Source organism: Caldisericum sp. (genome assembly GCF_049967455.1).
GTDB lineage: Bacteria > Caldisericota > Caldisericia > Caldisericales > Caldisericaceae > Caldisericum > Caldisericum exile_A.
This window is the reverse complement of sequence record NZ_JBMFSR010000109.1, coordinates 1-665: the sequence shown is the minus strand read 5'-3', so window position 1 is coordinate 665 and position 665 is coordinate 1. Positions and strand designations below refer to the sequence as shown.

Annotated in this window: 1 pseudogene; it reads right to left on the bottom strand. The window is 39.4% G+C overall.

Going from position 1 to position 665, the window contains the following annotated elements:
* Nucleotides 1–665: pseudogene (locus ACP5SP_RS08060) on the bottom strand (hypothetical protein); the annotation flags it as partial.

Here is a 665-nt window from a genome sequence, read left to right as displayed (position 1 = left end):
CCCAAATTGTATGCATTATCTACAGCAATTACATAGATGTAACTTGTATCTTCTCCGGCAGGAATAGTATAGGAGTTTTGATTAGGGGCAACAAGGTTGTATCCACTTGCCCATAAAATTTCAAAGCCCCAAATTCCCGAAGAAGGTGAAGGATCAGATGCACTCCATGTAACAGTTACAGATCCATCTGAGTTGTTAACAGTTGTCCAACTTGTTGATGGTGCTACTCTATCAAGAGAAACAGGAAAATCAACAACATGAGGTGCATCGAAACTTGCTTTATTAAACATCTTTTGAGGCGTTGCCTTAATCACAAGGTGATAGCTTCCATCAGGAACAGGATTTCCGTTAGAATCAGTTCCATCCCACCAGAACGGCTCACCAGTCCATGGATTTGCAGAGTACCAAAGCGACCAGTCCAAAGCAGTATAAGGATCTTTATACATCCAGTCAACTGAATCAATCGTTTTTACAAGACTCCCTGAAGCATCTCTTATCTCTATTGTAACATTCTGTGCATTTCTGAGAAGTCCAAAGTTTGCTTCAAGTTTATAGTAGTCAGTATTAACTGCTATTGCGTTTCTGTCAAGATTTCCATTAAAATCTATACCTGTGAAATACCGATTACTTCCATCTGTAAATTTAGGCCAAGTGTCAACATAGTC